The sequence below is a fragment of the Mycolicibacterium setense genome (genome assembly GCF_000805385.1).
GTDB classification, from domain to species: domain Bacteria; phylum Actinomycetota; class Actinomycetes; order Mycobacteriales; family Mycobacteriaceae; genus Mycobacterium; species Mycobacterium setense.
Map to the genome: position 1 here is coordinate 298,603 of NZ_JTJW01000003.1, position 26,046 is coordinate 324,648.

General features: G+C 65.2%; 26 protein-coding genes. 12 read left to right on the forward strand and 14 right to left on the reverse strand.

The window, feature by feature from the left end; translation table 11 throughout:
• Positions 1–72 precede the first annotated feature (72 nt).
• The 4 genes from QQ25_RS02910 to QQ25_RS02925 are packed head-to-tail and all read left to right on the forward strand — an operon-like array spanning position 73 to position 2,446.
• Complete coding sequence (locus QQ25_RS02910) at positions 73–780, forward strand: hypothetical protein (protein WP_039377030.1); 708 nt, start codon at positions 73–75, stop codon at positions 778–780.
• Positions 777–1,574, forward strand: a complete 798-nt coding sequence (locus QQ25_RS02915; RefSeq protein WP_052235584.1) for a hypothetical protein — start codon at positions 777–779, stop codon at positions 1,572–1,574. The genes QQ25_RS02910 and QQ25_RS02915 overlap by 4 nt, the downstream gene beginning before the upstream one ends.
• A complete protein-coding gene (locus QQ25_RS02920) occupies positions 1,571–2,146 on the forward strand; it encodes a cytochrome c oxidase subunit 3 (protein ID WP_039377033.1) in 576 nt (191 codons plus the stop codon). The genes QQ25_RS02915 and QQ25_RS02920 overlap by 4 nt, the downstream gene beginning before the upstream one ends.
• Before the next feature lie 3 nt (positions 2,147–2,149).
• Positions 2,150–2,446 (forward strand): cytochrome C oxidase subunit IV family protein, encoded by a 297-nt coding sequence (locus QQ25_RS02925; protein ID WP_039377035.1) that lies wholly within the window; start codon positions 2,150–2,152, stop codon positions 2,444–2,446.
• Here QQ25_RS02925 and QQ25_RS02930 read toward each other — a convergent pair.
• Positions 2,443–3,972 (reverse strand): serine hydrolase domain-containing protein, encoded by a 1,530-nt coding sequence (locus QQ25_RS02930; protein WP_039377738.1) that lies wholly within the window; start codon positions 3,970–3,972, stop codon positions 2,443–2,445. The genes QQ25_RS02925 and QQ25_RS02930 overlap by 4 nt on opposite strands.
• Positions 3,973–4,099: 127 nt before the next feature.
• Between QQ25_RS02930 and QQ25_RS02935 the strand changes: the two genes are divergently transcribed.
• Complete coding sequence (locus QQ25_RS02935; protein WP_101906517.1) at positions 4,100–4,870, forward strand: emopamil-binding protein; 771 nt, start codon at positions 4,100–4,102, stop codon at positions 4,868–4,870.
• A gap of 126 nt (positions 4,871–4,996) precedes the next feature.
• Here QQ25_RS02935 and QQ25_RS02940 read toward each other — a convergent pair whose 3' ends face one another.
• The 8 genes from QQ25_RS02940 to QQ25_RS02975 form a co-directional block, all read right to left on the reverse strand.
• Positions 4,997–6,265 (reverse strand): MFS transporter, encoded by a 1,269-nt coding sequence (locus QQ25_RS02940; RefSeq protein WP_039377040.1) that lies wholly within the window; start codon positions 6,263–6,265, stop codon positions 4,997–4,999.
• Positions 6,262–6,909: a GntR family transcriptional regulator gene (locus QQ25_RS02945; RefSeq protein ID WP_039313180.1), complete on the reverse strand. Its 648-nt coding sequence runs from the start codon at positions 6,907–6,909 to the stop codon at positions 6,262–6,264. Before QQ25_RS02945 ends, QQ25_RS02940 begins: the two co-directional genes overlap by 4 nt.
• 62 nt (positions 6,910–6,971) lie before the next feature.
• Positions 6,972–7,400 carry a DUF5313 domain-containing protein gene (locus QQ25_RS02950; protein WP_039313183.1) on the reverse strand — a complete coding sequence of 143 codons (429 nt, stop codon included), beginning with the start codon at positions 7,398–7,400 and terminating at the stop codon, positions 6,972–6,974.
• A gap of 15 nt (positions 7,401–7,415) precedes the next feature.
• Positions 7,416–7,916 (reverse strand): MarR family winged helix-turn-helix transcriptional regulator, encoded by a 501-nt coding sequence (locus QQ25_RS02955; RefSeq protein WP_039377043.1) that lies wholly within the window; start codon positions 7,914–7,916, stop codon positions 7,416–7,418.
• Between the two features lie 62 nt (positions 7,917–7,978).
• Positions 7,979–8,653 carry a cAMP-activated global transcriptional regulator CRP gene (gene crp, locus QQ25_RS02960; RefSeq protein ID WP_039313189.1) on the reverse strand — a complete coding sequence of 225 codons (675 nt, stop codon included), beginning with the start codon at positions 8,651–8,653 and terminating at the stop codon, positions 7,979–7,981.
• Positions 8,654–8,784: 131 nt separating this feature from the next.
• Positions 8,785–9,447 (reverse strand): response regulator transcription factor, encoded by a 663-nt coding sequence (locus QQ25_RS02965; protein ID WP_039313192.1) that lies wholly within the window; start codon positions 9,445–9,447, stop codon positions 8,785–8,787.
• Positions 9,444–10,670 carry a sensor histidine kinase gene (locus QQ25_RS02970; protein ID WP_039313194.1) on the reverse strand — a complete coding sequence of 409 codons (1,227 nt, stop codon included), beginning with the start codon at positions 10,668–10,670 and terminating at the stop codon, positions 9,444–9,446. The genes QQ25_RS02965 and QQ25_RS02970 overlap by 4 nt, the downstream gene beginning before the upstream one ends.
• Positions 10,671–10,761: 91 nt before the next feature.
• Entirely contained in the window at positions 10,762–10,992 is a 231-nt protein-coding gene (locus tag QQ25_RS02975) for a hypothetical protein (protein ID WP_131546075.1), read from the reverse strand.
• Positions 10,993–11,118: 126 nt separating this feature from the next.
• On the opposite strand from QQ25_RS02975, the gene QQ25_RS02980 reads away from it, so the two are divergent.
• Positions 11,119–11,784, forward strand: coding sequence for a TetR/AcrR family transcriptional regulator (locus tag QQ25_RS02980; RefSeq protein WP_131546077.1), 666 nt, complete (start codon positions 11,119–11,121; stop codon positions 11,782–11,784).
• Positions 11,785–11,793: 9 nt separating this feature from the next.
• Entirely contained in the window at positions 11,794–12,660 is an 867-nt protein-coding gene (locus QQ25_RS02985) for a LysR family transcriptional regulator ArgP (RefSeq protein ID WP_039377047.1), read from the forward strand.
• Positions 12,661–12,672: 12 nt separating this feature from the next.
• Here the strand turns inward: QQ25_RS02985 and QQ25_RS02990 are convergent, their stop codons facing one another.
• Both QQ25_RS02990 and QQ25_RS02995 read right to left on the reverse strand, forming a co-directional pair.
• Positions 12,673–13,254, reverse strand: a complete 582-nt coding sequence (locus QQ25_RS02990) for a TetR/AcrR family transcriptional regulator (protein WP_039377049.1) — start codon at positions 13,252–13,254, stop codon at positions 12,673–12,675.
• Between the two features lie 13 nt (positions 13,255–13,267).
• On the reverse strand, positions 13,268–14,212 hold the full coding sequence (locus QQ25_RS02995) for an oxygenase MpaB family protein (RefSeq protein WP_039377052.1): 945 nt from the start codon (positions 14,210–14,212) through the stop codon (positions 13,268–13,270).
• A gap of 79 nt (positions 14,213–14,291) precedes the next feature.
• On the opposite strand from QQ25_RS02995, the gene QQ25_RS03000 reads away from it, so the two are divergent.
• On the forward strand, positions 14,292–14,783 hold the full coding sequence (locus QQ25_RS03000; protein WP_039313212.1) for an OsmC family protein: 492 nt from the start codon (positions 14,292–14,294) through the stop codon (positions 14,781–14,783).
• Here QQ25_RS03000 and QQ25_RS03005 read toward each other — a convergent pair.
• The 3 genes from QQ25_RS03005 to QQ25_RS03015 all read right to left on the reverse strand — a co-directional run bounded on the left by QQ25_RS03005 (position 14,749) and on the right by QQ25_RS03015 (position 21,113).
• Positions 14,749–16,473 carry an alpha/beta fold hydrolase gene (locus QQ25_RS03005; protein WP_039377054.1) on the reverse strand — a complete coding sequence of 575 codons (1,725 nt, stop codon included), beginning with the start codon at positions 16,471–16,473 and terminating at the stop codon, positions 14,749–14,751. The genes QQ25_RS03000 and QQ25_RS03005 overlap by 35 nt on opposite strands.
• Positions 16,474–16,562: 89 nt before the next feature.
• On the reverse strand, positions 16,563–19,835 hold the full coding sequence (locus QQ25_RS03010) for an NAD-glutamate dehydrogenase domain-containing protein (protein WP_276014156.1): 3,273 nt from the start codon (positions 19,833–19,835) through the stop codon (positions 16,563–16,565).
• Between the two features lie 198 nt (positions 19,836–20,033).
• Positions 20,034–21,113: an NAD(P)H-dependent amine dehydrogenase family protein gene (locus QQ25_RS03015; RefSeq protein WP_039313215.1), complete on the reverse strand. Its 1,080-nt coding sequence runs from the start codon at positions 21,111–21,113 to the stop codon at positions 20,034–20,036.
• A 102-nt stretch (positions 21,114–21,215) separates the two neighbouring features.
• Here QQ25_RS03015 and QQ25_RS03020 point away from each other — a divergent pair, with 102 nt between their 5' ends.
• From QQ25_RS03020 to QQ25_RS03035, 4 genes are all read left to right on the forward strand, one after another.
• Positions 21,216–21,884, forward strand: coding sequence for a TetR/AcrR family transcriptional regulator (locus tag QQ25_RS03020; RefSeq protein WP_039313218.1), 669 nt, complete (start codon positions 21,216–21,218; stop codon positions 21,882–21,884).
• Positions 21,885–21,995: 111 nt separating this feature from the next.
• Complete coding sequence (locus QQ25_RS03025; RefSeq protein ID WP_039313220.1) at positions 21,996–22,424, forward strand: MmpS family transport accessory protein; 429 nt, start codon at positions 21,996–21,998, stop codon at positions 22,422–22,424.
• Positions 22,421–25,309, forward strand: a complete 2,889-nt coding sequence (locus tag QQ25_RS03030; protein WP_039377057.1) for an MMPL/RND family transporter — start codon at positions 22,421–22,423, stop codon at positions 25,307–25,309. Before QQ25_RS03025 ends, QQ25_RS03030 begins: the two co-directional genes overlap by 4 nt.
• 2 nt (positions 25,310–25,311) lie before the next feature.
• Entirely contained in the window at positions 25,312–25,941 is a 630-nt protein-coding gene (locus tag QQ25_RS03035) for a TetR/AcrR family transcriptional regulator (protein WP_039313226.1), read from the forward strand.
• The last annotated feature ends 105 nt before the right edge of the window (positions 25,942–26,046 follow it).

The following is a 26,046-nucleotide window of genomic DNA, read 5'->3' on the forward strand; positions in this document are numbered from 1 at the left end:
GTCGAGTAGCCGATCGGCTACCGTTCAAGTTGCCGATCGGCAACTAACGTCACGCATGAAGAGAGTCCCACGATGAGACGACCTGACGGTGAGTTGATCCTCCTGGGCACGTTGCCCGTGGTGGCAATCATCTGGATCTCCGCGTTCCTGCTGTTCCCGGGATTCGTACATCCGATGTCCCCCAACATGTCTGCCGAGCAGGTCGCGAGTTTCTATCAGGACGAAGCCGCGCGGATCCGCTACAGCATGATCCTGTTCAACTGGTTCGGCGTCGGTCTCATCCCGATCGTGATCCTGCTGGCGATGCAGGTACGCCGGATGGCTCACCGCACGCCGATCGTCTCCTACAGCTTGATCGCCGCGGCCGGAGGTCCGCCGACGCTCTTCCTCATCGCCAACATGTTCTGGCTGCTTGGCTCATTCCGGCCGGACCGCGCCCCCGAACTGACCCAGGTGCTCAACGATCTCGGGTGGCTGACCTTCACGCTGCTGGTGCCGTACCTGATCGCCCAGTGCCTGCTGCTGGCGCTCGCGATCTTCTGGGATCAGCAGGAGCGGCCGGTCTTCAAACCGTGGGTGGCCTACTTCAATCTTGCCGTCGCCGCCGCGCTGGTCCCCGCCACATTCACCGCGCTCTCATTCGACGGACCCCTGGCCTGGGACGGGCTGTTGTCCTTCTGGCTCAAGAACATCGCCATCGCGGTCTGGATCGTGGTGATGGGAGTCGTTCTCGCCCAGGCGATCAGGCAGCAGCGGGCGACAGACAAGGTGCCCGCATGACCGGCTCACGGTTGAGCAGACTCAGGTGGAACGTCCGCTATCACCCCAAACGCGAACTGTGGTTCGCCTGGTACGTGATGGTGTTCTTCTACCAGCTCTACGGTGTGCTGTTCTTCTTCGTCACCCGCGTGCAGCCACCGCCGAGCCCGGCCTGGGATACCCCGACGGTCGTGCATTGGGTCACCGACCACCGGTTCGGTGTTCTCGCCGGCTTCGGCGTCGTCTTCCTCATCACAGGCTTGTGCGCACCGATGAATGCGCTCCTGGCCTATTCGATGCGACGCATGTCGGTCAGTCCCGTCTTCGCGTACTCGTACCTGATCATGTACTCGCTGAGTGCGATTCCCGGCATGCTCGTCATGGCCATCGCCATGACCGCCGCCGCGCTCCGGCCCGACCGCGACCCTGAGATCATCCACTGGCTCTACGAATTCGCCTTCCTGTCGTTCAGCGGCACCATGGGGGTGTTCCTGATCGGCTCCCTGGTGTGGATGACGGCGATCCTGCTCGACAAGAACCGGGTGTTCCCGAAGTGGTTCGGCTACCTCAACCTCTGCAACGCGCTGACCGAAGTAGTCGTCGCACCGGCCTGGATCTTCCAGCGCGGCGCGTTCGCCTGGAACGGCGCGATCGCCTGGTGGGTCAACATGGTCGTATTCGTCACCTACACCGGCGTTTTCATCGTGCTGCTGCGCAGGATGATCGAGCGTGAGGACTTCGGCACCGGTCCGCTACCCGAGCTTGAGGAGCGACAGGCCGGCGGGACACAGATGACGGTGGAGGCGGTCCGATGACCGATCACGTCGAAGCCGCCCGCACCCGGTCGGTGCCCGGGCAGCCCGACATGTGGATGTTCGTGCTCTTCGAATCGCTGCTGTTCACCGCGTACTTCTCGGTATATCTGGTGTCACGCACCCAGAGTCCAGAGCTCTTTCTGCAGTCACAGTCTCATCTGGACTTGCGGGTGGGTGTGGTCAATACCGTTGCGCTGCTGCTGAGTTCGTGGGCCATCGCCCGGTGCGTCCAGGCCGCCCGCGAGGCAAACTACCGTTCCGCGTTGACGAACGTGTTCCTGACGGTCGCGTTCGGCGCCGTCTTCCTGGTGGGCAAGATCATCGAGTGGGTCGCACAGATTCGCCTGGGTAATACGTTCACGAGTGACGAGTTCTTCCAGCACTACTTCTTCCTGACATCGATCCACTGCATCCACGTGCTGATCGGTTTCGTGGTGCTGGGTGTGGTCCTCTATCAGTTGCGTAGCCCTGCGCGGCGCTCTCAGCAACTCATCGAAACCGGTGCCACCTATTGGCACACCGTCGATCTCCTCTGGGTCCTGATTTTCGCGTTGATCTACGTGGTGAGGTGAGTTGTGCGCACCAACTTCAACAAGAGGCTGCTCATCGTCTGGTTGGTCTTGACGGCGATGACGCTCGCCTACGTATGGCTCGACGAAGCCGTCGATGAGAACGGCACGCTGAAAGCCAGCACTGTCGTCACCGTCAGCGCGATCGTCATCGCACTTGTCAAGGTGCGCATCATTTTCCGGGAGTTCATGGAGGTTCGCCATGCGCCGGCGTTGCTGTGCCGCCTTACCGACGGATGGGTGGTTCTCATCGGAATCTGCCTGCTCGGCAGCTACTTCGTCGGCTCAGTGGTCGCCGGCTAAGTCCCGTAGAGATGGAGCGCCCGGGCGGATTCGGTCGCGATCTCGCCGCTCAGCTTCGCGATCGGCGGACCGCCGCGTTGATGGATGACGTTGGCCAGGACGGCGACATAGGTGTCCGATCCCGGATCCATCCACAGCGTCACGCCGGTGAACCCGGTGTGGCCGAAGCTGCCCACGGGAAAGATCAGCCCGCGCGGTCTGGAATGGGCGGTATCGATATCCCAGCCGAATCCGCGCAGGTCTTGCCCGTCGATCGCCGGGTAGTGCGGTGCCAACAGCGGATCGGTGGTGTTAGGGGTGTTTTCGACAGCTCGGCGGGTGGCGTTGTCGGCCGCCTCGACCTGGTCGGCGGTGTGGCCGGGTTGTTGCGGAGTCGTCATCAACTCGACGGTCTCCTGCTTCAGCGGAAAGGTGCTGGGGCGGCCTGCGAGACGATCGAGCAGGGCTTGCGCGAACCGGCCGACATCGCTGACCGTGGCGAACACGCCGGCGCTGCCGGCCACCCCGCCCATGCGGCGTGCCGTCGGGTCGTGCACGGTCCCGCGCAGTGGGCGGCCGTAGTCGGGGTTGAGGCCCGGGGTGTCTTCGTCGAGCGCCGTCGGTGCGATGCGGGACAACAGGTCGGTGCTCCACGTACCCTCCGGGCAGTCATTCACCTTGGGCGCGTCCGGATCGAAGGCGATGGCCGTTCCCCGGATCTGATGTGGGCCACACGCTTTCGCCGCGGGAAGATAGCGGGTCTCTGACAACCCAAGTGGTGCAAAGACATTGTCCCGCACGTATTGATCCAAGGGCCGGCCGGTGATCCGTTCGATGATCGTGCCCACCAGAATGAAGTTGATGTCGGAGTAGTGGAACAACTCCCCGGGTCCGTACACCACCCACGCGCCGAGTGCCCGGTGAATCCCTTCGGCCTTGTCCGCCTTGTCGAGACCCCACGGACCGTCCAGGCTCAGATCACCCGCTATGCCCGAGGTGTGGGTGAGCAACATGCGAACCGTCACCTGCGCGCGGCGTGGGTCATCGGTGGGGTTGAAGTCCGGCAGGTAAGTCTGCACCGGGTCGTCGAACGTGACCTTGCCCTGCTCGTAGAGCTGCATGAAGGCCGTCGTCGTCGCGATGCTCTTCGACAGCGAGGCCAGGTCGAAGATCGTGTCCTCGGTCATCGGCTCGGCGGGAGCGGGCACCCCGTCCAGCCCCGGTTCACCGTCGAGCTTGCGCGAACCGTACGCCTGGCGGAAGACGACATTGCCACCGTGTCCGACCTGAACCACCGCACCGGGCAGCCGATGGGCCGCAATCGAATCGTTGACCAGTTTCGAGACCGGAGTGAAGTCACCCGTCGGAACGACGGCGGCCAAGGTCGGCACGGGGACGTTGGGTGCCGGCGCGGTTGTGGTCTGCGTGGGGCTGCTGGCCACCGGTGGCGGTGCTGATTGTCCGCATGACGTGGTCGCGGCGATCGTGAACACGACGGTTCCGACGACGCAGAGCCGGGTTAGAAGTGATCGCGACACTGTCACCAGAACGACGGTAGCCGTGGGAGTGCACCCGATGCGTTTGGCACCTCGAACCGGCCGTTCCAGACCGCAGAGCGGGTATAGGCTGCCATGCAATCACAAGTAGTTGAGATTGCAGATGAAGGCAGACGCCATGACCACGGTGCAGCATCCCGAGATCGACTTCGCGAAGCCATGGGCACCGCACCGGCTGCGGATCTACACAGGCACCGGCTTGTTCGTCGGCATCATGTTCGTCCTGCTGACGATCGCGGTCAGCGTTCACCTCATTCCGCCGACGTTCACCGTCGATGTCGTCGCCAACCTGGTGTTCGGCATTCCGGTGATGCTGCTGCCGTTCGTGATCCTGTGGGACGCGCCGGGGGAGCAACGGACCCGCGTCGGCAAGGCGGCCGAACTCACGCTTTTCTACATCCCGTTCACCGCAGGCAGCCAGATCGGGTACGAACTGATGTTCTTGATCGGACATCCACTGGGGCTGTGGGCACCGACCGATGACCCCGGCTGGAAGTGGCTCTGGTGGCAGTACGGTTTGGCCGACACCCGCTACGTCAGCGGAAACCCGTGGGTCTTCGCCCTGGAGATCGTGGGCGTGTGCACCGGGGCGACGGTATTCGTGATGTGGACCAAGCTGATCAGCTCCGACCTGCCCACCGAATCGCGGATCCGGTGCTTGTGGGTGGCGTTCGCCGGCATCGCGGTTTTGATGAGCAGCACCGCCGTCTACTTTTTGAGCGAGGTCGGAGCCGGCTTCGACGACATCGGGCAGGGCGCGTTCGGGTTCTGGTTCAAATTCATCGGCGAGAACGTGCCATTCATCGTTCTGCCGCCACTCGTTCTCTACGCGATCTACCTACAGATCGACTACCTCACCCGGCGCTGTGGCGAATATGCAGCCTCTTGAGGCGTTTCAGCGTTGTCATCACCGCAAGCTGCAGATTCGCCACAGCGTGCCGCAGAACACCTGGACCCGGCGAGCGACAACGATTGCACCTAGGATTTCGGTCAATATCAAGCAGTAATCCTCGACTTAGTGTTCCGCCGCGTCCCGCGACGGCGTCCGCGGCTCAAGGTGTTTCGCCCATCCCGACGCGCACACCGCCGTGCAGACCAACGCCAGTACGCCGACGAATGTCAGCATCACCGGATAACTGAACCAGTGCGCCAGCGCCGCGAGCGCCGCCGGCAACAGGAAGCCCAGATAGGCCAGGGAGTAGTAGACCCCGGAGATCCCGGCGAGTTCGTCGGGCGGCGCAATGCGTTGGATCTCAAGCAGACCCGACACGATCGCGATGCCGTACGCGCTGCCGAGCAGCATCGCCACCAATGGGGCGACGAGTGCGGAGCGGGTGACCGCGGTGGCCACCGCGGCGAAGATGCCCAGCGCCATCAAGGCCATCGACACCACCACGGCCCGCGAGCTGGACACGTCATCGAGGCGCCGCGCGACGGGTTGGATCAGCACGCCGCAGCCAAGGGTCAGCACCGTCAGACCGACGGTGTAGAGCAACGCCCAGGACCCGAGTTGATCGGCGACCAGCGACGGCACCACCGCGTAGGCGATGGCCGCAGAACCAAAGATCCACGGCGCCATGGGAACAACGACATGCAGGAACCGGCGGTGGCCGGCGGCGGGCACCTTCAACCCATCCAGGAAGGGCCGAGAAGTCGTCGGAGAGCGCGTCTCGACGGTCCGATTCCACACCGCCCACAGCACCGGCACGCACAGTGCCGCGTGAACCAGATAGGTCAGCACCAGCGGCAGCGGCGCGTACACGGTGAGCACTCCGGCGAACAACGGGCCGACCCCGAATCCCAGCGACAGGCAGATCGAGGCCCGCCGCGCACCCGCGCCGGGCGACGCGTCGTCGAAGGGCGGCCTGGACAGTTCGGTGATCCAGGCCGATCCGACCGCCATCGCGATACCGACGGCCACGCCGCTGAACAGCCGGCCGACGAACAGGGCCGGAAATCCCCAGTAGTCGCCGACCGCCAGGATGAGACTGCCCAGCGCCGCACTGATGACGCCGGCGGCCATGACATTGCGCCGACCGTGGCGGTCCGACAACGTCGACGCGATCAGCAGGCCCGGGATCAGGCCGAGCACGTAGGCGCCCAACAGGATGTCCACGTCCACCCGGGTGTAGCCGGAGTGTTGGGCGTAGGCGATCAGCAGCGGGGTGAATTGGTTTCCGCCCCAACCGATGCAGAAGACGGCGATGGCCACGGCGAGCCAAGGCTGGAGACGGTGCCGAACCCGCTCCGGCGCCTCAGGGGGCTCGAAAGCGACAGCGGTCATGCCAGCACCACGCGGTAGGTCGCTTCCAGATGTGCGAGGAGGGCGGCCTCGAAGCCGGCCACATCGCGTCGGCCGATGGCGTCCGCCAATTGCGCGTGCTCGCCGATCAATTCGGTCAGCCGGGCGGAGTCCGAGCGGGCGGCGTCGGCCATCATGCGGCGCTGCCGGTCGCTGAGCGACCCGTAGAAACGCCCGCCGATGGTGTTCCCGGCCACCTCCACGATGCGGCGGTGAAAGGCGTCGTCGGCGGCGGCGAACTGATCGGCGTCCCCGATCGCCGCGCCATGGCGCTGCCGGTCCACCAATTCGGTCAGTTCGCCGAACAGTGTGTCGATGGCGTCGGCCGACCGGCACAGCCGGCGCACCGCCGCGGTCTCGAGCGCCAGGCGCATCTCCAGCAGGTCGGTGGCCTCCTGTGCGGACACCGGGACGACGACGGCGCCGCGCCGCGGCACCAGGTCCAGGAAGTCCTCGGCGGCCAGACGTAGAAACGCCTCGTGCACGGGGGTACGGCTGACGCCGAGTTGCGTCGCCACCTCTACCTCGCTGAGCAGCTGCCCGCCGCGGAACTCACCGGAGAGGATCTGGTCCTTGGTCATCCGGTACACGCGTTGGCTGTTGCTCGACTTCTCGTCGGTGTCCACGGGACACCACGATACCCCTTGCATGCAAGCTTGCATGCAAGGGGTCTATTCAGGGGAAAAGCTCAGAACGGGCTGCTGTTGGCCTGGTACTTGGATGATTCCGGACGCGGTCCGAACCGCCGGATGTAGTCCTCGTGCTTCCGCTGGTCTTTCTTGTACTGGATCTCGTCGACCAGGTTGGGGTCCAGGCCATGCTGTGCCAGCCGGTGCCGCCGCCAGATCTTGTTGAGCGCGAGCGCCATCAACAGGGCCCAGATGTAGATCGGCACGGTCATCTCGATGTGCACATAGAGCGAGGCGGGCAGCAGCCAGAGCGGCGCCAGCACGAACAACGGCGGAATCGCCATGCGGATCAAGTGCCGGCGCACGGCGCCATGGTCGGCCAGGTCGTGGGCCACCCAGTCGCGCATGGAATCGGGCAGTCGCTTGCCGTAGCAGTAGGCGATGTACTGAAACAGGTTGGGGCGGTCTTTGGTTTTCTGGCCGGCCATGATGGGCTCCTCGGGTCAGTCGGTGAGTGAATTGGCCGTCAGCGCAGCCGAGTTGATTCGGGTGAGGACCCGGTGCAGCTCTTCGAGTTCGGCCAAGTCGACCCCCAGCCGTTCGACCACCGCGGGTGGGATGGCCACCGCCCGCTCACGCAGCGCGATCCCGGCCTCGGTCAACTCGACATCGGTCGCGCGTTCGTCGCCGGCCCGGCGGCTGCGGGTGAGCAGGCCCAGCGCTTCGAGTCGTTTGAGCATCGGCGAGAGCGTCGCCGAATCGAGTTGCAGGGCCGCGGCGATCTGTTTGACCGAGAGCGGGGGAATGTCATCCGAACCGGACCGTTGGTGATCCCACAACGCCAGCATCACGAGGTACTGAGGATGGGTCAGGCCGAGCGGTTCCAGTAGCGGTCGGTACACAGCGAGCACGGCGCGGTTGGTGACGGCCAGCGCGAAACAGACCTGCCGTTCCAGGGCTAATGGATCGGAACTGAGCTGAGGCGCTTCGGATACTGCGGACACAAAACAAACGTACCCTAATAGTTAGGGCACTAACAATGTCTCAGTGATCACATGGCAACACGTCAGTGCGCGCGTTTGGCCAATCGCTCGGCGTTGTCGATCAGGATGCTGCGGCCTTGCACTCGGATCCAGCCGCGTTGGGCGAAGTCCGACAGCGCCTTGTTGACGGTCTCCCGAGAGGAGCCCACCAGCTGGGCGATCTCTTCCTGGGTCAGCTCGTGGTCGACGCGCAGCGCGGTGCCGTCGCGGCTGCCGAACCGTTGCGCCAGGTAGAGCAGCTGTTTGGCCACCCGGCCGGGCACATCGGTGAAGATCAGATCGGACAGGTTGTCGTTGGTGCGGCGCAGCCGGCGGGCCAGCACGCGCAGGAGTTGTTCTGCGATCTCCGGACGATCGGCGATCCAGCTGCGCAACACGCTGCGGCTCATCACGACCGTCTTCACCTCGGTCAACGCGGTCACCGTGGACGTTCGCGGACCCGGATCGAAGATCGCGAGCTCACCGAACATGTCCGACGGGCCCATCAGGGTGATCAGGCTGTCGCGGCCGTCGACGGACTTGCGGCCGATCTTCACCTTGCCCGCGATGATGATGTACAGCGTGTCGCCGGGCTCGCCCTCGGCGAAGACCACCTCGCCGCGCCGGAAGGTCACCGGCTCCAATTGCTGGACGAGTGCGGCCACGGCATCTGGCGACACACCCTGGAAGATGCCGGCGCGGGCCAGCACTTCATTCATATTTCCCCCTCGGTGGGTGTGCCGAACCTCGCCGGCCGGTGCGTTTGTGCAGGTAGCAGCCGGAAGAAAGGCTGCCTTTTTACATTACAAGGGCTCTGAAATCCGTAATGGCTCGGCCTGTTGACCTCGGCTTATTGGGGGCTGACCAGCCCGGTGTCGTACGCGTGGATGATCGCGGCGGCGCGGTCGCGCAGGTCGAGTTTGACGAAGATGTGGCCGATATGGCTCTTGACGGTGAGTCCCGAGATGCTGAGTTCGTCGGCGATCTCGGCGTTGGAGTGGCCTTTGGCGATCAGCGTCAGCACATCGAGTTCTCGGGCGGTGAGGTCACCGACAGCGGCCGCGGGCCGCGGCTCCGCCGACTTGCGGTAGGTGGTGAGCACCCGCGAGGTCACCGCCGGATCGAGATAGCTGTCGCCCTGTGCCACCGCGCGCACCGCCCGGATCAGTTCCTCTGCCGAGGAATCCTTGAGCACGAACCCGCTCGCGCCGGCACGCAGCGCACCCGAGAGCAACTCGTCGTCGTTGAACGTCGTCAGCGCCAGCACCGGAGGCCCGTCGGCGGCAGTGACCCGGCGGGTGGCCTCGATTCCGTCCACCCGCTTCATCCGCAGATCCATCACGACCACGTCGGGGCGGTACCGGATGACGGCATCGGGCACCTCCTCGCCGTCGGCGCATTCGGCGACGATCGTGAAACCGTCCTTGCGCCGCAGAATGCGTCGCAGCCCGGAGCGCACCAGATCCTGGTCGTCGACCAGGAGGACTGCTACCTCAGAGATGGGATCCGTCATGACAGCACGGGGCACCATCGGGGTGTCCGGTCGCCGTCGTCGAGTGGAATGTTCGTGCGCACTGCCCATCCGCCGTCGGCGGGACCGACGCTGATGATCCCGCCGAGCAACTCGACGCGTTGGCGCATGCCGCGCACTCCGCGGCCGTCGATGTTCTGGTCGTTGTGACCGGCGCGGCGGGAGAGCACGGCCACCGGCAGCCGGTTGGTTACGGTCAACGCCGCTGATGTCCGTGAAACTCTGAGTAACACAGTCGATTCGGCGTCGGGAGCATGCTTTGCGATGTTGGCCAGTGACTCCTGGGCGATGCGGTAGAGCGCCAGACCGACCGCGGCGGACACCGCATCGGTGCGGCCGGTGGCATCGTATTTGAGATTCAGCCCCGCGCGCACGAAATCGTCTACCAGGCAACAGATGTCATCTACTCCGGGCTCGGGCGCCCGGCTCATCGGGGCACCGTCGAGTAACCCGACCGTGCGGCGGATATCGGCCATGGCCTGACGCCCGAGGTGTTCGGCCTGTTCCAGTGCCTCGACCGCGTCGTCGATGTCGCGGTCCTGTTGCAGGCCGCGCCGCGCCCCCGTCACGTGCAGCAGCGTCACGCTCAACGAATGCGCGATGACGTCGTGCACCTCGCGGGCGATCCGCCGCCGCTCGTCGGCCGCGGCGTGCCGGGCCTGCGCGGCCTGGGCCTCCTGTTGCTGGCGCATGAGCTGCTGCTGGGTATGGACCAGATAGCCGACCAGCCAGCCCATTCCGAGGATCCCCAGATAGAGCGGCAACGCGTCGAGGCGATGCTGGGCGGCGGCGGTCAACAGCAGTGTCGCTCCCGAGAGGGTGGCCAGGAAACCACCCCACACCCCGGTCAGCGAAGCGACCTCGCCGACCATCAGCACCGCGATCAGCGGAGCGAAGTCGTTGGCAATCGGCGTGCCCGTCGCGAACAACAACACGGCGGTCCCGGTGGACCAGGTTGCCCAGACGATCGGTGCCTTGAAATCGACGCCGGACAGATAGAACAAGGCGAAAGGGGCGGTACAGACCACGAGTGCGAGCAGCCCCGCCGGAAGGTCGGAGGATGGGCGCTGTAACACGGCGACCGCGCCCGCGCCGATCACCGTGGCGTCGAACGCCAGGACGATGGCCCAGTTGTAGCCCACCGGGAGGGCGTAGCCCCGCCGGCGCGCGTGCGCACGGATGCCGCGCGCGATGCCACCGAGCATGTTGTGATCGTAGAAGGTGAAGCCCGTGCCGCGCCTCCTACCAGGGTTGGATTTTATGGCGTCGGATTTCGTGGGGGCGGATGTCAACAAGTCACAGGCGCCACATCTCGCGCGCCATCGCGGCGTCCTCGACAAAGCCCTCACGCGCCGGCGGGTAATACGGCTGCTTCAGGTCGGGTCGGGGAATGGCCGCCAGTGCCGTGCGCACCGCGGTGACGGCGCGCCGCCACAGACCGTCTTCTCGTCGCGCCGTCCAGTCACGGGCGACGCCTGTCATCGAATTCGCTATCGAGATAGCTGGGGAACGCTGTGCTCGTGTCATGCCTTGACGCTATGAAGAATGCAGGTCAGGCCACATCGCGCTGGTGTCCGATCTTGACCTACGACCGTAGTAGGAGAACTGCACCGACCACAGGACGATCAGACCGCGAGTGGTTAGGCTCGTGCCGTGGTCTCCAGTTCGACCCGTAGACGTGGTCCCCGGCGTGATGTCGACACCCGAGCACTGATCGTCGATACCGCCGAGCGAATGTTCGCCGAGACGTCGATCGGTGCGGTGGCCTCGCGCGCGGTGGCCCGTGAGGCCGGCGTTGCGAGTCGTGCGGTGGCCTATCACTTCCCGGCTAAACGCGATCTGGTCTCGGAGGTGGCAGGGCGGCGCGCACCGACGGTGTTCGAGGCTGTCGTTTCCGAACTCGTGCGGGTGGCGCAGTCTGAGAACGAGATTGGTGTCTGCGATGTCGTCGAGGCGCTGATCGCGCCCTACGTGCGGCTGCTCGACGAGGATCCGGTCGGTGGATTGCGCTGGCTGAAGGTGATGAATCAGCTTGCCCTCGACGAAGACCAGATCTGGCTCGACCAGTTGGCGGGCACACCGAGCCTGCCGGAGTTGTTCTTCGCCGCGGCAGGCCGTGCGGTCCCCGACATCCAGACCAGAGAAGGCCAGCAGCGCAGCACAATTGCCGTACTTTCCATGATCGGTGCGCTGGCCAGTTCCGACCTTGCCCTCTATGGACGCCCGTTGGGGCCCGGCGGCTTGGACCGTGGGTGGGTCGACCAGCTCGTCCGGTTCACCGGCAATGGTTTACGTGGCAGCGAGGGCCTGCCCGACTAGGATCGTGGCGTGCAGATCGACGGCCAGCAGCTTGCTGCCTTCGCCGCGGTGGTGGAGCTCGGTAGCTTCGACGCGGCCGCCCAGCGTCTGCATGTGACGCCGTCGGCGATCAGTCAGCGCATCAAGGCACTCGAGCAACGTGTCGGCCAGGTGTTGGTGGTCCGCGAGAAGCCTTGCACAGCAACATCTGCCGGCGTTCCACTGCTGAGGTTGGCGGCACAGACCGCACTGCTCGAGTCGGAGACCCTGGCGGAGATGGGTAGCGGGACCGGGCATCGAACCAGGATTGCGGTGGCGGTGAACGCTGATTCGATGGCCACCTGGTTCACCGGCGTGTTCGCCACGGCATCGGAGTTCCTGTTCGACATCAGGATCGAGGACCAAGACCTCTCGGCGCGGCTGTTGCGTGAGGGCGTGGTGATGGGTGCGGTCACCACCGAACGCCGCCCGGTGCCGGGCTGCCGGGTACATCCACTCGGGGCGATGCGCTACGTACCCGTGGCCAGCGCGGAGTATGTGCGGCGTTACCTGCCCGACGGTTTCAGCCGGGACGCCGCCGGGGAGGCGCCGTCACTGTCCTGGAACCGAGACGATGCTTTGCAGGATCAGTTGGTGCGCAAGGTGTTCCGCAAAGATATCGGCAGGCCGACGCACTACATCCCGACCGCCGAGGGGTTCGGAGCCGCCGTGCGGGCCGGGCTGGGCTGGGGCATGTACCCCGAGGAATTGGTGGACGACGACTTCGTGCGGATCACCGATCAATACCTCGACGTGCCGCTGTACTGGCAATGCTGGAAACTCGACAGCCCCATGGTGCAGACCATCACGGCTGCGGTCACCGCCGCCGCGGAGAACCTGCGGGGACGCGAGAGCTGAGGCCGGAGGCGGCTATCGCACGAGCGGGGCCAGATGCCGGCGCGCGTAGTCGCGGACCGCGTCGTCGTCGTTGACATCCAGCACCGACGTCGGCATCTGGGCCAGTGAGCACGCCAGCCGGATGTGCAGCTCGGCCACGGCGAGCAGGTCCGGGTCGGGCAGGGTGGCGCCCGCCGCGCGCAGAGCCTTGGCCATCGCCGACGAGGCATGGTGCAGGAAAGCCGGGGCCTGGTCGTAGGCGCCGGCCACCGCGGTGAAGTCGGTGTCCAAACGCAGAAATCTCCGCATCACCGGCTCGGTGGTCAACAGCCGCACACCTTCGCAGAACGCTGCCACCGCTGCCTCGCTGGGACCGGAATCGATTGCGACGGTGCGCAGTCGGTGCATCGCACTGTCGAAGGTGCGCCGTCCGAGTTCGGTGATGAGCGCGTCGCGCGTGGGAAAGCGGCGGTAGAGCGTGCGGCGGCTGACGCCGGCCTGCTTGGCGATCACGTCCAGGCTGGCCCGACCGAGCCCGACGAGCGCCACCTCCTCGGCAGTGGCCTTGAGGATGGCGTCTTCCTGTTCGGATTGGCTGGCGTTGCTACGTGGCATCGCTACCAGTGTCTCAGCCCGCTGCCGGGCAGCCCAGCGGTGCGAATGAATCCAGCGCGACGGATCGGTGCAGGCGGACCAGCTTCTCGTACTGCAGCCGGTTGTAGGCCAGCGGCACCAGCAGCAGCCGGTCCGGCAACGTGCGCCAGGCCAGCTGAAGCAGCCGGGTGTACACGGCGAACTCGCGGTCGTGCCGGGATTGCCACTGGAACCCGGTCAGCTTCCGCACTCCCGGATGCATGATGCCGAACGAGCAGACCTTGAGCACGCGCCCGGCGACCGGTCGAACCACCAACCACGGCGGGCTCAACGCCAACCGCACCGGCCCGGGCAGCAACAGCGTGGGCAGCGGCAGCCGGGTCAGGCCGGCCGTCACCCTGCTGAGGAATTCGTTGCCCTGCAACTGGTTTTCCACCATATCGTCGTAATAGCGGGTCGCCTCGGCATACGTTTCGGGGAGTTTCGCCGACGCGCCCGGTAGCTCGATCGATCGGAAGGCGTCGAGAAGCTGGCCGTAGGCCGCCTCTTCTTCCGCGGCGTTCATCGTGATGCCGGTCGCCGGCGTGAACGAGTGCAGAACGACGAAGATGCCGCTGATGGCGATCCAGTTCCACAGCTGCGGGTTCAGCGCGCTGTAGCGGACATCGGCGAAGTGATCCTTGCCGTGCCCACGGACATCGCGGTGCATGGTCTGTAGGCGGCGCCCCTCGGCCTCGCGGTCTGCGGAGTCACCCCAGATCGCCAAGAAGGCGGAAAATCCGCTACGCACCCCCCGATCGGCGAAGTTACGTTCGAATCGGCCGGTGCGGTCGACGGCGGCAGCCACCGGAACCAGGGCCACTTCATCGAACGCCGCAGCACCGAATGCGCCGCCCAGGATGCTGCCCGAGTGCCTGCGGAAATCCCGCAGCACTTCCGCCCGTACCGCGGTCTGGTCAACCTTGCTGACTGTAGGCATGACACAAAGGCTAGCAATTTGTGCCAATGTGTCAATGGCGGCCGCGATGCGGTCGGCGCCCATTGGTACGTTCGCGTGCATGGCCAACCGGACGCACCGATACGAGGTCGAGGTGACCTGGACCGGCAACACCGGTTCGGGCACCAGCGGTTACCGCGACTATGCGCGCGATCATGACGTCACGGGCGTCGGTACGCCGGGCAAACCGGTGATCCCGGGCAGCGCCGATCCTGCCTTCCGCGGCGTCCCGGAGCGGTGGAACCCCGAGGAACTGCTCGTGGTCAGCCTGTCCCAATGCCACATGCTCTGGTACCTCGCGCTGTGCGCCAAAGTGGGCATCACCGTCACTGCCTACACTGATCGGCCGGAAGGCACGATGAGCGAGAATGCCGAGGGCAGTGGCGTTTTCACCGATGTCACGCTACGGCCGCAGGTCACCATCGCCGAACCGGACCGGGTCGACGATGCCACGGAACTGCATCACGAGGCCCACCGCATGTGCTTCATCGCCAACTCCGTGAATTTTCCGGTGAACGCTACGCCAACCGTGACAGCACCGAAGGCGGGATGAACGACGCGGCGAGCGGGATGAATTGAGCCAGCTCCCAGGCTGATTCGTCCGGCTTCTCGCCGGAGCCGAGCACCACCGCGGTGGCATCCCCCCGATCGCCATCGATGTCGACGGTCTCGCCCGCATCGCCGTAGACCCCGTTGCAGTCGGTCAGACACCGGCCGGTGGCGGGATCGATGTTGCCTTCGAACATGTCGTTGACCCACCCGGCCATCAACCACTGCACGGCCGGCGGGTTCTGCGGTTGCGGAATACCGGCGACCAGGTAGGCCGCGAATTGGATCAGCGGGTTGCCGCCGAGCATGGCATCCATGTGGACACCACCGTCGACCACGACTCCGTTGAACTTCCCGGGCCTGGCGGCCGCGAGATCCTCGTTCACCGTGCTCGTCGAATTGAACGAGTTCGGTGGCGCACCCAGCTCATACACCGGCACATAGTCGGCGGGATCGTTGCCGTTACTGGCTTCCAGTTGCTCCAGTCGCTCCATCGCATCGGGCAGGCTGCCGGAAGGGGGAACCCCGTCGAGCAGCACCACCCCGGCCAGATCGTTGGGCGCGTCCTGGCCGTCGGCCCGGCGGGCCACCAGGCCCTCGGCGTAATAGCCGGCCACCCCCGGCGCGAAGCCGCCACCGAGGGAGTGGCCGACGAGCACGAACCGTTGCGGGACGGCGTAGGTCTCCTGGCCGGCCTTCAGTGTCGCAGTGGACATGCTGGCGTTCAAGGCTTTTCGATCGGGATCGAGGAAAAGCTGCGCGACTGCCTTGTGCATGTTGTCCCCGCCGAGCCACATGCCGTCCTCGGCGTACGGGTTGGATGTCACGGTGGTGACCACAACCACGCTGTTGGTGCGCTCGGCCAGATAGGACGCGGTGTAGCTGTAGATGGGACCGGTCGCGATGAACCCGTGCTGGAGGTAGATCAGTCGCTCCGGTTCGCCCTCGGTCGGGAAGTACCAGTCGGCGGGCACCTCGTTGCCAGGGGAGACGACCAGCGTCGAACTGCTCACCTGCACCGAGTCGCGCAGTGCCGGCGGCACCACCGGCGGGCCGTCCAGGGTTTGCATCAGCACGCCGACGGCGTTGAACAGCGCGGAACCGACGACCTCCGCCAACGGCGGAAGGCTCGATTCCGACGAGGCGAGGAGGGAGGCCGGCGATAGCGGAGTCTCGCGTTCCCCGGCCGTCGCCGGCTGAGCTGAAACGGCTTTGGTCACCTGTGGAAGCACGCCCAGTGGCCGCGGAGCGTGAAGCGCCGGGCGGCGCTCCGCAACGGCAGCGGTCAGAGGTGTCAGACGCTCACGCAACCGCTCCTGGACCTCGGCGCGCGCCGTCGTGAGCCGGTGAAGCGGCGTCGAATCGGTATCGGCGTTCTCCGGTTGCGCGGCCGGTTTCTCGACCTGGTTTTCGAGCCGTTTTTCGACAGCACGGCGGACGCGGGCTGTCGTCGAGTGTGTCTTGTGCCCTTCGCGTTTGAGGCGTGGTTTGTCGCGACGGTGATCACTGGATGCGGCGCCGGCCGACTTTCCACCGGTGGCCGACTTCTCGCTGCCGGCCGATGCCGCCTTCGCCGGGCCGGGATCCGAACCGCCGTCGGTCTCGGCGCCGGCGACACCGGTGCCGGCGAGCAAGGCTGCCGACACCCCGGCGGTGAGGAGGCCTGCGCCCACCCATCCTGACAACTGCACCATGCGTTCCCCTGGGTAGCCGATCCACGAATGGCTGGATGCTATCCCGCTGAATCGGCCGCCCGACGGGGTTTCGGCCCCTTGCCTCTACTTCACCGATGGAGCCGACGCAGCTGTGCCGTGGCCACCGACAGTGCAGCCAAGTCGGGCTTCTCGGTGTGCAGGAACTCGTCCAATGTGCGCTTCGCCCGGTCCAACCGCGGCCGGTTGTAGGCCTCGAAGTCGCGGATGCTGTAGGCGGCTTCGCCGTCGCTGCCGAGTCTGGTCACGTCGATCGTGAGGTCGCGCAACGAGCGGTACAGATCCTCGCGCAGCGCGAGCCTGGCCAGGGCATGCCAGCGCCCTCCTCGCGGCAGCGAGGAGACTGCCAACAACAACCGGTCCACCCCGAGCCGGTCGGACAGCTCGAAATACACGGTCGCGAGCTGCGTGGTGTCCTCGTCATGGACATGGGCCGCCTCGATGATGTCCAGAAGGCTGAAGGCGTAGAGGGATTCGCTGACCCGCCTGGCGATATCGCTCGGTACGCCACGCGCCACCATGCCGTTGTGCGCTTCGGTGACGGTCTCCAGCTCCTGGCCACGCAGCATCGACCCGAGCTGACCCCGCAACTTCGCCACCTGATTGCTGAAGCGCATGATTTCCGCGTCGACTTCGAGGGGTTGCGGCCGGTTGAGCACGAACCAACGGGCAGCCCGGTCGAGCAGGCGGCGCCCCTCGATGATCATCCTGTTGGTCAGCGCGGGCGAGAGGCCGGCGGCATAGATGTCCGCCCACAGGGTGTCGAGGTCGAATGCCTCTGACGCCACGGCGTGAGCCCGCACGATATCGGTTGCGGTGGCACCGGTTTCCTCGGCGAGGCGGAATGCGAAGGTCAGCCCCGAGGTCGCCAGAACACGGTTGACGATCGAAGTGGCGATGATCTCCCGGCGCAGCGGGTGCTCGGGCAGTGGCTCGCCGAGCCGGCGTCGTAACGTCGGCGGGAAGTAACGGGTCAGCAGCGCAACGAAATACGGATCGTCGAAGCTCTCGCAGTCGAGCAGTTCCGCCTTGAGGTCGAGCTTGGCGTGTGCCATCAGGGTCGCCAGCTGAGGGGCGGTGAGCCCCCGGCCGTCTTTGGCCAGGCCGGCGAATTCAGCTGGGCCGGGCATGTTCTCGCGAGTGCGGTGCAACCCGCGCCGGGTCTCGAGATCAGCCGTCATCCGGGCGTGCACATCGACCATCTGGGCCGCGTTGGAACGAGCGTCGGCGAGCAGTCGGTTGTGCGACTGGTTGTTGGCCAGGACGAGCTGTGCCACCTCGTCGGTCATGTCGGCGAGCAGTCGATTGCGTGCGTTGCCGGTGATCAGGCCGGAGCGCGCAGCGGAGTCCAGCAGGATCTTGATGTTGACCTCGTGGTCTGAGCAGTCCACTCCGGCCGCGTTGTCGATGGCGTCGGTGTTCACCAAGCCGCCCCGGCGGGCGTAGGAGATGCGGGCGCGTTGGGACAGACCGAGATTCCCACCCTCGACGACCACGCGGGCCCGGATCTCCTCGGCGTTCACCCGCACCGGATCGTTCACCTTGTCGGCGATGTCGGAGTGCTGCTCGTCGGCGGCCTTGATGTAGGTGCCGATTCCGCCGTTGAACAACACGTCCACGGGAGCGCGCAGGATGCGGCTGATCAGCTCGGTGGGAGTCAGGCGGGTCTCGTGGTCGTCGATGCCGAGTGCGGCACGCAACTCCGGCGTGGTGGCAATGGTTTTCGCGGTCCGGGGCCACACCCCGCCGCCCGGGCTGATCGCGGAACGGTCGTAGTCGTCCCAGGAGGACTGCGGTAGCTCGAACAGCCGTTGCCGCTCCTTACGCGCCGCCACGGTATCGGGCCGAGGGTCGACGAAGATGTGGCGGTGGTCGAAGGCGGCCACCAATCGCAGGCCGGGGCGCAGCAGCATTCCGTTGCCGAAGACGTCCCCGCTCATGTCGCCGATGCCGACGGCTGTGAACTCGTCGGAGGCGGAATCGATTCCGAGTTCGGCCAGGTGGGTGTCGCCGCTGACCCAGGCTCCGCGGGCGGTGATGCCCATCGCCTTGTGGTCGTAACCCGCCGATCCGCCGGAGGCGAACGCGTCACCCATCCAGTAACCGCGGTCCAGCGCTACGGCGTTGGCGGAATCCGAGAATGTGGCCGTGCCTTTGTCCGCGGCCACCACCAGATAGGGGTCGGGGCCGTCGTGGCACACCACGCCGCCGAAGCGGGGGCGATCGGCCGACGGTGAGGGTGCTGTCTTGTCGACCACGTCGAGCAGTGCGGCGACGAACTGTCGGTAGCTCCGCAAGCCCTGCACGCGGGGGGATTCGCCCGCTGTGGGCCGGGCCTTGACGACAAACACGCCCTTGGCGCCGACCGGCACGATCATCGCGTTCTTGACCGCCTGTGCCTTCACCAGTCCCAGGACCTCGGTGCGGTAATCGTCGTGGCGGTCCGACCAGCGCAGCCCGCCGCGGGCCACCAGTCCGAAGCGCAGATGTAGACCCTCGAATTCCGGTGAGTACACGAAGATTTCGGAAAGCGGGCGGGGCTGCGGCAGCTCATCGATGGATTGAGCATCGAGCTTGTGCACCAGATAGGGCGCCCAGACCGTGAGGGCATCGGGTGCGTACGCATTGGTGCGGACGGTGGCGTTGATCAGATTGTGGTACGAGCGCAGAATCCGGTCGGCGTCGATGTGCAGCACCTGATCGATCTCGGCGGCCACCCGCTGCTCGGCGTCGGTGATGCGGGCGACGCGATGGGGGCTGTCGGCGGATTGCTCGGTGCGATCGAACCGGGCCTCGAACAGATCGAGCAGCGCGCGGGTGGCCTCAGGGTTGTCCAGCAGGACGCGCTGGATGCGGGCCTGACCGTATGGCAACGGCAGCTGCCGCAGGTAGCGGCTGTAGCTGCGCAGCACCGTAACCTGGCGCCAATTCAACGACCCCCGCAGGATCAGCGTGTTGAACCCGTCGGAATCAGCCCGTCCGGCCCACATCGCCTGGAATGTCTCGCGGATCCGGTCGGCGGTGCCGTCCTGGGGCTGGGCCAGCGCATCGACCACGTCCACACCGGGCTGCAACAGCAAGTGATAGATGTGGCAGACCCGCCCGTCGGGTCGGGTCCAGGTGCCGGCCTGCTCCTCGAGGACCTCCAGGTCCATGCTCTGGAGCGCAGGCAGCATCCGGCGCAACGGAACCGGTTCGAGCGCGGCGAGTGCGAAGTTCAGCCGGCCGTCGCCGGTACCGGCCGAGTCCAGATTCACCGCGACCGCGTCGCCCATCAAATCGTCGAGCGCGCTGGCCCCCAGCAGCAGACCGGGTACCACAACCCCGGCCTGGTGATCCTGCATGTCCGGCGCAATGGGGTTGGCGCGCAACGAATCCACGGTTCGGCTCCTCAATCGTCGTTGATCGATGCCGTCGGTTGCGTTCGACGGATGGACCAATCCTGTGGTGTGGAGCACGCCTTCGGGGGTTGCAAAGTGTCAGTGATCTGGCGATCACCGTTACATTGTGTAGCCCGTGTAGCCCGCGGTGTGGTTGGCTGACTAGCCCGTCGGCACCACGCCCCGCGGCAGGATCAGTGGGAGGTCGTTGTAGGTGACGATGCCGGGTGCGGCGTCGACCACCGCGGGAATCGCATTGATCGGGGGAGTGGCCGTCATGATGTGTCCCAGCACCATGAACTCCTCCAGGGTGGTGGCCTCGAAGTCCGGCGGCGGCAGGAAGCCGACCTTCATGGTGACGGTCGGACGGCCGGCCACCTCGATCACCCAGCCGTCCTGATCGATCTGCCAATCCGGTTGCAGCGTCTGGCCTTTGCGCCACCGCAGGGTGAGCTCGACAACAGTGCGTTGATCGCCGGCTGAGTCATTGACCAGGCCCTTCCAGCTGACGAACACTCCCGCCACGCCGCCGGCCGGGATGGTCCACGAGCCGAGGTCGAGATCTTCTGTGGTCTGGGCATATTCGGCGTCGCATCGCACCTCGTCGAACTCGATGCCGAGTGCGTCGCCGATCATCCGGACCGCCTCGCCGAAGACGCCGGTGCCGTGGGCGGTCATGGCCTGCAGGTCGGGATGGTCGATGGGCTGACCGAATCCGACCGGTTTCTCGGTTTCGGGCGAATCGTAGAACGTGGTGTCGGCGGCTTCGTTGACGGTGATCTTGTCTACCCGGTCGCAGATGCCGGCCGCGACGATCGCCAACTGGTTCACGTAGCCGGGGCTGATGCCCGATCCGAACATGGTCGAGCCACCCTTGCGGCAAGCCTCAGCGATGCGTTCGCGGCCCTCGCCCTGGTTGTGGCCGGTGATGAATGAGGCGGTGGCGACGACGTTGACTCCGGCGGAAAGGATTTCGACGAGTTCGTCGACGTCGATCCACATCGGGTTGTACACGACGACGTCCGGCTTGAGGGCCAGCAGCGCCTGAACGTCATTGGTGGCGGCGACTCCGAGGGGTTCGAGGCCGACGAGTTCGCCCACGTCCTTGCCCGCCTTGTCCGGCGACCACGCATAGCAGCCGACCAGTTCCAGAGTGGGGTTGCGGGCGATGGCCGCCACGGAACTCTTTCCGACGTTTCCTGTCGTCCACTGGACAACCCGGTATGGCGAAGTGTGTGACACCGCAGCGACTCCCTTGTCTCGGTTTCGGGCAGTTTTCCACGACCGTGAGAAAAAAGGAAGAGTGGTCCGCCGGCGGCGAGCTGGGCAACTAGAGTCGACCGTGTGACCACCGGAAACACGCCGCGTCGGGGGCGGGGCCGTCCACCGCGCATCGATCAGGAGCAGATTGTTGCCGCGGCGCGGGCGATTGAGCCCGGTGCGTTGACGATGCAGGCGGTGGCCGATGCCCTCGGGGTCGACCGCACGACGCTGCACTACTACGTCGGCGATCGTGACGGTCTGCTCGAGCTGGTGGTGGCCGATCTGTTCGAGACCGAGTTGCGGTCGATCGAGCTACCCGAGCACGCGGGCTGGCAGGCGGTCCTGCGGGCGTACGGCAGCGCCATTCGTCAGGGCGTTCTCAAACTCGGTGTGACGGCGACGAGTTTCCGGTTGCGGGGGACGAGCGGGGCGGCCAGCCTGGCACTGGCCGAACAGGTGTTGCGGGTCCTGACCGACAGTGGTTTCAGCGCCGACGACGCCGGGCGTGTGCTCACCTTGGTGTCCGGGCTGGCGATGTCGGCCGCGCACGATGTGCTGGGCTCGGCGGAGTCTCGGCTGCACCATCAGACTCCCGAGGTGGTGCGTGCTCTGAAAGACCTTCCGCCCAACGAGTTTCCATTGCTCAGCGGAGTGGTGGCCGATCGCGACGCCGCCGCGACCGCGGCCCAGGACTTCGAATTCAACCTCGACATCGTCATCGCCGGCCTCGAGGGGTTCCTGGCCGGGTAGGTACCGGTCGCTGCACAAGGCCGGCTCGGGTACAGTACCCACCATCATCTTGGACGGAACTTGAGTTCCGTCTGGGTAAATTAGTGAATAGCAGGTCGGGGAGGCGCAATCGTGTTCCGGTTGCTCAAGAAAGCGTGGATACCGCTCACTTTGGTGGTGGTCGTCGCTCTGGGCGCGTACGCAATCCTTCGAATACGTGAGTCCAACCATCACGAACCGAGGGTGGCAGATGGCTCCGGTATCACCGCCAACTTCAACCCGAAGCACATCACCTACGAGGTCACCGGTTCAGGTGGAACTGCGAATCTCAACTACCTCGACGAGAACGGTCAACCCCACCTCATCGAAAACGCGCCACTGCCTTGGTCGTTCACGATCATCACGACCCTGCCGTCGATGTCGGCCAACATCATGGCCCAGGGCGACCGTGACGTCAGTGACCTCAAGTGCCGGGTGACGGTCGACGGCGAGGTCCGTGACGACCGGGCGAGCACCGACACCGTGAAACCGTTCATCTACTGCTTGGTGAAATCCGTATGAGCAACTCGCACTCGAAGCCCCACCGGCCGTTCATCGGTCACATGGTCCGGATCTTCTCGCTGCCGATCGTCCTGTTCTGGGTACTAGTGGTGGTCGCGCTGGGCGCCCTGGTTCCTTCGCTGGATGCCGTCGCCGAAATGCGACAGGTGCCGTTGAGCCCGACCAACTCGCCGTCATATCAAGGGATGCTGAACATCGGCAAGGTGTTTCAGCAGTACGACTCGGACTCTTCGGCAATGGTCGTGTTGGAGGGCGACGACAAACTCGGCGACGAAGCGCACAAGTACTACGACGCGATCATCGACAAGCTCGAGACCGACAAAGAGCACGTACAGAACATCCAGGACTTCTGGAGCGATCCGCTGACCGCGGCCGGCTCACAGAGTGTGGACGGGAAGTCGGCCTATGTGCAGATCTTCCTCAACGGCTCCCAGGGCACCAGCGCCAGCCATGAGTCGGTGGCCGCGGTGCGCGACATCGTCGCCTCGGTGCCCGCACCGCCGGGCATCAAGGCCCACGTCGCCGGCAACACAGTGCTCAATGCCGACACCCAGGTCGCCGGCCACCAGAGCATGGCGACCATGGAGCTGGTGTCGGTCGCCGTCATCGTGCTGATGCTGCTGTTCATCTATCGGTCCATCGTGACGATGCTGGTTTCGATGGTCATCATCGGACTGGAACTCTTTGCCGCACAGGGCATCACCGCTGCAGCCGGCTACGTGAACATCATCGGATTGACTCCGTATGCGGTGAGCATGGTGACCATGCTTTCTCTGGCCGCGGGTACGGATTACGTGATCTTCCTGCTCGGCCGCTATCACGAGGAGCGATCGAAGGGCCTGGAGAAGGAAGACGCGTTCTACGTCGCGTATCACGGTGTCTCACACGTGATCCTGGGTTCGGGGTTGACCATCGCCGGCGCGTGCATGTGCCTCACCATGACCACGCTGCCGTACTTCCAGACCATGGGATTGCCCTGCGCCATCGCGATTCTGGTGATCATCGCCGCCGCCCTGACGCTGGCGCCCGCCGTGTTGACCATCGCGTCGAAGTTCGGGCTGCTCGATCCCAAACGGGAACTTTCGACCCAGGGCTGGCGCAAGGTCGGTACGTCGGTGGTGCGGTGGCCGATTCCGATCATCTTCGTCACCAGCCTGATCGCCATCATCGGGTTCGTCAGCTTGATGACCTACGTGCCGCAGTACAACGACCAGAAGTTCACCCCCGCCGACATGCCGGCCAACCTCGCCATGGGTGTCGCCGACCGGCACTTCTCCCAGGCCCGGATGAATCCGGAACTGTTGATGCTCGAGGCCGACCACGACCTGCGCAACCCGGCGGACATGCTGGTCATCGACCGCGTCGCCAAGGGCGTGGTGCACATGCGGGGCATCGAGCGGGTGCAGACCATCACCCGCCCGCTGGGGTCGCCCATCGAGCACAGCTCGATCCCGTTCCTGCTCGGCGCGCAGAACGCCGGCACACTGCAGGGCGCGAAGTTCAACAACGACAACTCGGCTCAGATGCTTGAGCAGGCCGACGAGTTGAGCAAGACGGTCGCCAGCATGGAACGCATGTACACCATCACCAAGGAGATGACGGAGACCACGCACAGCATGGTCGCCAATACCCACGAGATGGTGGAAGCGACCAAGGAGATGCGCGACAACCTGGCCAATTTCGACGACTTCTTCCGGCCGTTGCGCAATTACCTGTACTGGGAACCGCATTGCTTCGATATTCCGATCTGCCAGTCGCTGCGGTCGATCTTCGACACACTGGACGGCATCGACACACTGACCGACAAGATGCAGACACTCACCGTCGACATGGATCGTCTGGATGAGTTGATGCCGCAGATGTTGCCGGTTCTGGAACAGACCATCGGATCGATGAAGACCATGCGCGACTTCATGATCGCGACCCACAGCACCATGGCCGGTACCCAGGCTCAGCAACAGGAACTGGCCAAGGGGGCCACCGAGATCGGTCTGTACTTCGATCAGGCCAAGAACGACGACTTCTTCTACCTACCGCCGGATGTGTTCCAGAACCCCGATTTCGAGCGTGGTTTGAAGATGTTCGTGTCACCGGACGGCCACGCGGTCCGCTACATCATCACCCACCAGGGTGACCCCGCCTCGGTCGAGGGCATCGCCCACGTGCGCGACCTCAAGGACGTCGTCGCCGACGCGGTCAAGGGCACCCCACTGGCCAACGCGAAGGTGTCGCTGGCCGGTACCGCCTCGATGTACGCCGACATGCAGGACGGCGTCAAGACCGATCTGATGATCGCGATCATCGCCTCGATGATCCTGATTTTCGCGATCATGCTGATCATCACGCGAAGTGTGGTGGCCGCCTTGGTGATCGTCGGCACCGTGGCCGCCTCCCTGGGCACCGCGTGTGGCCTGTCAGTGCTGCTGTGGCAGGACATCCTCGGGCTGGGTGTGCAATGGATCGTGATCCCGTTGTCGATGGTCATCCTGCTGGCGGTGGGCTCGGACTACAACCTGCTCGTGGTGTCCCGGCTGCGAGAGGAAATTCACGCCGGGCTCAACACGGGCATCATCCGCGCCGTGGGCGCCACCGGACGGGTTGTCACCGCGGCCGGGCTGGTGTTCGCCTTCACTATGGCATCGATGATCGTCAGCGACCTACGGGTGATCGGCCAGTTGGGCACCACGATCGGTATCGGCCTCATCGTCGATACATTGATCGTGCGCTCGTTCATGACCCCGTCGATCGCCGCGGCGCTGGGTCGCTGGTTCTGGTGGCCGCTCAACACCTTTGAGATCACCCGGCAGGGCCGCCTGGATCGGGAACGGAAGCCGGCCGGCGACATCGACGACAGCACCGCGCCCATCCCGACGACGACGGGCTGAAAATGACCAGCGGTCACGACGATCCGCCGGACGCAGAGTCAAAGCTGCGTCGGCGCACCGACGGTCGCCTGGACCGATCGCGAGATCCGGCGATCCTCAACGCTGCCTTGGAGGCGTTGGCCGAGAACGGCTATGTCAACACCAACATGAACGACATCGCCGCGCGAGCCGGTGTCGGTAAGGCGGCGATCTACCGTCGCTGGTCGTCGAAGGCCGCTCTGATCACCGATGCCCTCGTGTACTGGCGGCCCGACCTGATGGACGACGACGCGCCCGACACCGGCAGTCTCGAAGGTGATTTCGACGAGATCGTGCGCCGCGCGGTTCGCAACGACGAAGAGCACTTTTCATACGATCTGGTGCTGCGGGCAGCCGTCGAGGCGACCCATGATCCCCACCTCGCCTCGGCCCTCGACGATCTGATGCTGCTCAAGGGACGGCGCGTGGTGACCGCGATCCTGCAACAGGCCGCAGCTCGGGGTGAGGTGGCACCCGACCGGGACTGGTCCCTGATCGCCGATGTGATGACCGGAATGTGTCTCATGCGGGTGATCAGCGGGCAGAGCGTCGATGCGAAATTCATCCGTGAAGTCATCGACACGTTGATCCTGCCTGCCGTGCGCGGCGGCTGACGCGCAACCCGCTTGCAGGTGCTCGACGTCAGGACGGTGTTCATCGGGTGTAGGTTTGTGATAGGCCGGATGCATCAGTGGTCCGTCAGCCGGGGATTAACCATC

What these genes read in the sequence shown, in the direction of transcription:
- QQ25_RS03000 (WP_039313212.1), top strand. Translation starts at nt 14,292, where the DNA reads ATGGCCAACCGGACGCACCGATACGAGGTCGAGGTGACCTGGACCGGC.
- QQ25_RS03030 (WP_039377057.1), top strand. Translation starts at nt 22,421, where the DNA reads ATGAGCAACTCGCACTCGAAGCCCCACCGGCCGTTCATCGGTCACATG.
- QQ25_RS03010 (WP_276014156.1), bottom strand. Translation starts at nt 19,835, where the DNA reads ATGCAGGATCACCAGGCCGGGGTTGTGGTACCCGGTCTGCTGCTGGGG.
- QQ25_RS02920 (WP_039377033.1), top strand. Translation starts at nt 1,571, where the DNA reads ATGACCGATCACGTCGAAGCCGCCCGCACCCGGTCGGTGCCCGGGCAG.
- QQ25_RS03035 (WP_039313226.1), top strand. Translation starts at nt 25,312, where the DNA reads ATGACCAGCGGTCACGACGATCCGCCGGACGCAGAGTCAAAGCTGCGT.
- QQ25_RS02935 (WP_101906517.1), top strand. Translation starts at nt 4,100, where the DNA reads ATGACCACGGTGCAGCATCCCGAGATCGACTTCGCGAAGCCATGGGCA.
- QQ25_RS02995 (WP_039377052.1), bottom strand. Translation starts at nt 14,212, where the DNA reads ATGCCTACAGTCAGCAAGGTTGACCAGACCGCGGTACGGGCGGAAGTG.
- QQ25_RS03005 (WP_039377054.1), bottom strand. Translation starts at nt 16,473, where the DNA reads ATGGTGCAGTTGTCAGGATGGGTGGGCGCAGGCCTCCTCACCGCCGGG.
- QQ25_RS02970 (WP_039313194.1), bottom strand. Translation starts at nt 10,670, where the DNA reads ATGCTCGGTGGCATCGCGCGCGGCATCCGTGCGCACGCGCGCCGGCGG.
- QQ25_RS02910 (WP_039377030.1), top strand. Translation starts at nt 73, where the DNA reads ATGAGACGACCTGACGGTGAGTTGATCCTCCTGGGCACGTTGCCCGTG.
- QQ25_RS02990 (WP_039377049.1), bottom strand. Translation starts at nt 13,254, where the DNA reads ATGCCACGTAGCAACGCCAGCCAATCCGAACAGGAAGACGCCATCCTC.
- QQ25_RS02965 (WP_039313192.1), bottom strand. Translation starts at nt 9,447, where the DNA reads ATGACGGATCCCATCTCTGAGGTAGCAGTCCTCCTGGTCGACGACCAG.
- QQ25_RS02975 (WP_131546075.1), bottom strand. Translation starts at nt 10,992, where the DNA reads ATGACACGAGCACAGCGTTCCCCAGCTATCTCGATAGCGAATTCGATG.
- QQ25_RS02940 (WP_039377040.1), bottom strand. Translation starts at nt 6,265, where the DNA reads ATGACCGCTGTCGCTTTCGAGCCCCCTGAGGCGCCGGAGCGGGTTCGG.
- crp (WP_039313189.1), bottom strand. Translation starts at nt 8,653, where the DNA reads ATGAATGAAGTGCTGGCCCGCGCCGGCATCTTCCAGGGTGTGTCGCCA.
- QQ25_RS02950 (WP_039313183.1), bottom strand. Translation starts at nt 7,400, where the DNA reads ATGGCCGGCCAGAAAACCAAAGACCGCCCCAACCTGTTTCAGTACATC.
- QQ25_RS02915 (WP_052235584.1), top strand. Translation starts at nt 777, where the DNA reads ATGACCGGCTCACGGTTGAGCAGACTCAGGTGGAACGTCCGCTATCAC.